Raw genomic sequence first — 6078 nt, 5'->3', positions numbered from 1 at the left:
TGTGGGGCGGTCAGTCTTTGCTGAACCACATCTCCACCTTGTCCAGCACGTCGTCGATCAGGCCGGACTTCGCTTGTGCGCCCGTAAAGCGGAGGGTGTAGCCGCCGGGGCAGGCCTCCCGCGTGATCGTCAGGCCCTGGCGGAGCTTCAGGAGCCTCCGGGGGCGGCGGGTGATGGGGTTGGTGGGCTCTCGCAATACATCCTGCAGCACGGGGCGGAGGGTGGACCATTGCGTCTCAACCCCCTGGCCCATGACGGGGTGGAGGGTGGCTACGAGGAGGTCCTCGTGCCCGGACTGGAGCGCGGCGGCGAGGGTGTCGAGTTGGCGGGTGGTCAGGGTGGTGGGGTCGGTGAGGAGGGGGGCGAGGGCTTCGACCACGGACACATGGTTGCGGATGCGGGTGCGGGTGGTGCGGGGGAGGGCGGGGAAGAGGGCGACGATGGCGGTGTCGGGGGTGTCGAAGTGGCCCTCGTGGATGGCGTTCAGGATGAGGGTGGCCTTCTCCCACGGGGTGACGGGTTCGCGGATCTCGTTCTCGGTCACCATCAGGGCGAGGGCCTGGGCGATGGTCTGGGGGGCGCGGAGGAAGGCGGGGATCGTCGTGTGGCCCAGCGCGCGGCAGGCGGTGAGGCGGCGGAGGCCGGAGATGAGGCCGTATGTGTGGCCGTCGCGGGGGGTGGAGAGCTGCCAGACCTCGATGGGGGTGCGCAGGCCCTCGGTCGCGATGGAGTGCTGGAGGAGGGTGAGGGCGGCGGGGTCCAGCGCGGTGCGGTCGCGCAGGAGGGCGTGGGGGGCGATCTCGGTCAGGGGGAGGTGGTGGAGGGGGTCCATGCGCGTTGCTCCTTTGCGGGGAGGGAAGCGCATGGGGGTTAATGAGGGGTGAGGGGCGCGGACGCCCCCCTATTCGGCGGCGACAGCCTGGCGGCGGGGCTTGAGCACGATCCTCTCGGCCCAGGCGTAGAGGTGGGCGAAGATGATCGCGACGATGATCGACAGGATCAGGGCGAGCCAGGGGCGATGCTCGCCGAAGACTTTGTCCACCAGCGAGATCATCTGGTAGTGCGTCAGGTACATGAACATCGAGGCGCCGGCGATTTCGGCGATGATGACCTTGACCGGGGCGGGGACGGTGAAGCTGCGGATGAAGAGGACCGCGATGCAGCCGCCGGCGACGTAGAAGGCGGCCGAGGTCAGGTGCCAGTAGGCGAAGACGGTGACGAGCGACAGCGCGAGGGCGAAGAGGCGCGAGGGCAGGTCCTTGGCGGTGGCGAGGACCATGCCGAGGGCAAAGCACCAGCCGTAGTGCCAGGGCGTGCGGTCGTAGTTGTAGTCGCCGGTCCAGATCTGCTCGATGCCATAGTCGAGCGCGGCGGTGGCAAAGAAGAAAAGGACGGCGCTGAGCATGGGGCGCGCGGCGAAGGCCCGGCGCACGGGGGCGAAGGAGAAGAAGAGAGCGGCCAGGACGAGGATCTGGATATAGAACTCGACGAAGTAGAAGGTGTAGCCGCGGATCGTGTTCGGATCGACGTAGTTCGACACCAGGAGCAGCGAGGGCCATTCGAACTTGCGGGTGGCAAGCTCGAGGAAGACCCCCATCAGGATGGTCGGGATCGCGACGTAGCGGACCGTGCCCCAGATCGTCCGGGTGCTGCCGGAGCGGAGGATCTCGGGCAGCTGAAAGCGGGCGACGGAGTAGCCGGCCAGCATGACCAGGAAATAGGCCGCCCCCCAGTTCGAGGAATAGACGAAAGCCTCGGTGTGCAGGGCCACGATGCAGATCATGAAGAAGGCGCGGGTCAGGGTCACGGTCTCGAGCCGGCGCCAGGAGGAGGTTTCGCGGGCATTGGCATGAGCCTGGAGCTGGGCGACGGTCAGCTTCTCCCAGTCGTCGGGCAGCTGGCCGAAGCGGGATTCGTAGGCCAGCGTGAACTGGATGTAGTGCAGGGAATCGCCGCCGAGGCTTTCGAATGTGTCGTCGGGACCGACCGTCTCGCCAGCGAATTCGTGCTGGAAGAGCGAGCGGACATCGGTGATCTCGCCACGGGCGCGGATAGGGGGAGCGGTGACCCTGCGCAGGGCGAACTGTTCGGCCAGGACACGGCGCTGGACCTTGCCGGTGCCGGTGACGGGCAGCGATTCCAGCGCCATGACATGCAGCGCGCTGCCGGCGGAAATGCCCATCTCGGCCAGCGCGGCGGTCGCGGCCTGTTTCACGAGGGCGGTCTGGACCTCGGGTCCGGCCAGCGCCACCAGCACGCCATCGCCGCGCTGGGGGTCGGGCACCTTGGCAACCGCGATCGCCACATCGGACTTCAGCCGGGCGCGGATGCGGTCTTCCAGCTGGTCCGGCACGATCTTCTGGCCACCGCAGTTGATCAGGTCGTCGGCGCGGCCATCGAAGAACAGGTAGCCATCGGTCAGGTGCCCGAGGTCGTTGGTCTGAAGCCAGCCCTCGGCGTCGGTCAGGTCGTGCAGGCCCTCGGCGTCGATCCGGTATCGGGCGACCTGGGGGCCGCGGATGCGGATGCGGCCATCGGCGGAAAGCGCAACCTCGCCCTGCCCCACGGGACGCCCGACCGAGTCGAGCATCGCGTCGGGAGCCTCCGAGATCACGAGGAAGGTGCTGCGCGAGGCCTCGGTCAGGCCGTAGTGCTGGACGATCCGGGCATTGGGGAACATCGCACGGATCTGGCGCTTTTCCTCGGCCGTCATGGCCTGCGAGCCGATTTCCAGCCAGCGCAGCGCCTTGCCGGCCTCGCCGATGATCGAGGGGTCCGACAGGAGAATGCGCAACAGCGTCGGCACGGCCGACAGGGCGTTGACCTCGCCCGAAGCCAGCATCCGCGCCAGTTCCGCCGGATCGAATCCGCGCGACGGCATGTAGGCCAGTCCGCCAACGGCGCTGACCGCGCGAAAGCGGGCCATGCCGAAGCTGAAGGTCGCGGGCACGCCGACATATTCCCGGACCTCGTCGGTCATCCGCATCACCTCGATGATGCGCTCGGTGGTGTAGCCGAGATTGCGGTAGGTCAGAAGGATGCCCTTCGGCAGACCCTCGGTGCCCGAGGTGTAGCTGACTTGCGCCGGCAGATCGTCGAGGATCACCGGATGCTGCGCGGTAAGCCAGCCCGAGCCTTCGCCGGGATCGATGCAGCGGTCGATCTTCAATCCGGGCAACCGTGCAGCCTGGTCGGCATCAGACACCAGCACCACCGGCCGGCGGTCGGCGTAGAGCGAGAACAGCTGTTCGACAAAGGCGATGGAATTTCTGCGGACCACGGCGGTGGCTTCAAGCGTCCTGGGTTCCATCTCTCGACCTGCAAATGGCTGAAGGAGACCGGGCGTCTCCGCGGTATTGGTAGCGGGCATTGTTGACAAAACCTTGTTCCGAAAACGGCGAACTACAGCAATGTCCCACCACGAAAAAACATTCGTTTCGCGAAGGGCTTATATGGCTAGGATCGAAAGCGCCGGCCTGTCAACGAGTCGCGCGAGGCTCGCAAAGGCGTGATCTAGAACATCTGCAACAGGCGCTTGAGGTAATCCAGTTCCTCGAGCGGCCGGGCCAGTTCGCCCGAGCGGCGGCGGATTTCATCGAGCAGTTCCTGGGCGCGCTGGTCGGGGTCGTTCTGCACCATGTTCTCGTCCGAGCCGATGCGCGCGGTTTCGCCCTGGCGGCGGCCCAGCGGATCGGTGCCGTTCGGATCGGCCGAACCGAATTCGCGGTCGCCGCCCTGGGCATCGCGGTTCTGGCGCTGTTCCTCGGCAAGGGCCTGCCCGAACTGCTGCATCCCGTCGCGCAGCGCCTCCATCGCCTCGGCCTGGCGGTCGAGAGCGCCGTCGAGGTCGCCGTCGCGGAGCGCCTCCTCGGCCTGTTCCATCGCGCGGCCGGCGCGGTCGAGGCTGCGGCGGCCCTCCTCGCCCTGTTCGGTGCCGTCGCCGGGCAACTGGCCCTGCTGGAGCTGGTTCAGCCGCTGGCGCAATTCGCGCTGGCGGTCGGACAGGCTGCGGTCGTCGGTGGCGCCGCCCTGGCCGTTCTGCTGATCCTGCCCCTGCTGACCCTGTTCCTGACCGGGTTGCTGGCCCTGCCCTTGCTGGTCCTGGCCCTGTTGTTGCCCCTGGCCCTGCTGGTCCTGGTTGCGCGGCACGCCTTGCAGATCGCGGAAAGCATCGTCGGACAGGTCCTGCTGGTCGCGCAGCGTCTGGCCGAGGTCGTTCATCGGGCCGTTCTGCCCCTGGCCCTGCCCCTGCTGGCCCTGCACCACCTGCATGTTCTGCATGAGCTGGCGCAGCTGTTCCATCAGCTCGGCCGCCTCGGCGGTGCGGCCCTGCTCCATCAGTTCCTGCAGCTTGTCGAGCATCTCTTGCAGCTGGTCGCCCGACATCATCTGGCCCTGCATCATCTGCTGCTGCTGCTGGTCGCCGGGGTTGCGCTGCGCCTCTTGCGCCAGTTCGCGCATGTATTCGTTCAGCGCCTGCTGCATTTCCTTCATCAGCTGGTCGATTTCCTCGGGCGAGGCGCCGTTCCTGATCGCCTCGTCCAGCCGGTCCTGCGCACGTTGCAGGCGTTCGAAGGCGGATTGCAGATTCCCTTCCTCGACCATCAGCGCGATGGTCCAGAGCTTTTCGGCGATGGCGTCGCGGGCCTCGGTCGAGAGGCTGGCCTGTTGCGCCTCGAGGTCGCGCATCAGGACGCGCAGGTGCAGGAAGGCGCGGTCGTGGCGGATAAAGCCCTCGGGGCGGTTGGTGACGGCCTTGAGGAGTTCCAGCGCGCGGGGAGCGTTGACGCGGTTCCACAGGATGTCGCGGCGCATCTCGATCAGCGCGGCGGCCAGCGGGTCGAAGAACCGCTTGCCGTGCAGCGTGACCTGGTAGGGGGCCGATGAACCCTCGTTCCCGCCGGCGTCGGCGACGGTGAAGGTCATGGTGACGGGCAGGTTGGCGAAGACGTGCTTCGACAGGTCATCGACCAGGGTCGAGGTCAGTTCGGTGCGGCTGCCCTTGCGCGGCATGGGCAGGTCGAGGGTGACGGGGTCCACGGGTTCGGGATCGACGGTCAGGCCGTGGCGGCGGTCGATCTTCGCGAGGTCGAGCGTGATGGTCACGCGGCCGGCGGTGACGCCGTAGTCGTCGCTGGCCTTGAACGACTGCTTGAACCGGCCGTCGGCCTCGCGCACCATCTCGCCGGTGACTTCGACGGTGGGGGCGCGGTCGGGGATGGCGGTGATCTGCCATTCGCGCCCGCCGGGGCCCTCGATGGCGAGGTCGCCGGAGCGGGTGACGGTGAGGTCGTGGACGCCCTGCATGGCGTTCGGGACGGCTGCGGCGGGTGTGACGGTGGCGCCGCCGGGCGCGGGTTCGGGCGGGGGCGGGGCATCGGCGACGGTCTGGCGGACGGTGAGGTCGCCTTCCGGGCCGTAGAGCCGGATCTGGACCCGGGTGCCGGTGGGCAGGTCAAGCGCGGGGTCGGTGACCTCGTTCAGGTAGAGCGAGGGCTTGCCGGTATAGGCCGGGGGCTGGGCCCAGGCCTCCCAGCTGGGGCCGCCGGGCATGGCGACGGCGGCGCCGGGGGTGAGGCCGGCGACGGACCCTGCGCGCCAGAACGATCCGAAGAGCGCGGCCATGACGAAGGCGGTCAGGGCGACGTAGCGCAGGGAATAGCGGTCGCGCGAGGACAGGCGCAGGTCGGGCTGGACGGGCCGGGCGCCGGCGGCGCGGGCGGCCATCCGCTCCTGGTGCGCGCGCCAGACGGCGAGCGAGGCGGGGTCATGCGCACCGATGGCCTGGGTGTCGCGAAGCGCGGCGATGGGCCGGCCGGGCATGGTGGCGTCGATGCGGTCCAGCGCGTCCATCGCCGTGGGCCGGCGGAAGCGGCGGATGCCCCAGGCCAGGAGGATCAGCGCGACGATGACGACGATGGCCCCGCCCGCCTGGGCATAGTGGAGGGGCCCGAGGTCCTGCACCCCGAAGGCCAGGGCCGAGAGCGTGACGAGCACCAGCGACCAGAGCGGCCAGAAGGCCCGCGCCAGCCGTTCCGCCCAAAGCCCCGCCAGCGTCAGGCGCATCGGCCAGACCAG

General features: G+C 68.6%; 3 protein-coding genes. All 3 read right to left on the bottom strand.

Going from position 1 to position 6078, the window contains the following annotated elements:
• Nucleotides 1–10: 10 nt before the first annotated feature.
• Nucleotides 11–832, bottom strand: coding sequence for a ParB/RepB/Spo0J family partition protein (locus tag ACK4IU_RS18190; protein ID WP_409738138.1), 822 nt, complete (start codon nucleotides 830–832; stop codon nucleotides 11–13).
• A gap of 69 nt (nucleotides 833–901) precedes the next feature.
• Entirely contained in the window at nucleotides 902–3310 is a 2409-nt protein-coding gene (locus tag ACK4IU_RS18185) for an AMP-binding protein (protein ID WP_409738135.1), read from the bottom strand.
• Nucleotides 3311–3513: 203 nt separating this feature from the next.
• A partial coding sequence (locus ACK4IU_RS18180; protein WP_409738133.1) for a TIGR02302 family protein occupies nucleotides 3514–6078 on the bottom strand: 2565 nt, incomplete at its 5' end.

The sequence above is a fragment of the Tabrizicola flagellatus genome, assembly GCF_046295235.1.
In the GTDB taxonomy this organism is placed as follows: domain Bacteria; phylum Pseudomonadota; class Alphaproteobacteria; order Rhodobacterales; family Rhodobacteraceae; genus Tabrizicola; species Tabrizicola flagellata_A.
The sequence above is the reverse complement of the archived record's forward strand: the minus strand, read 5'-3'. Positions and strand labels throughout refer to the sequence as shown.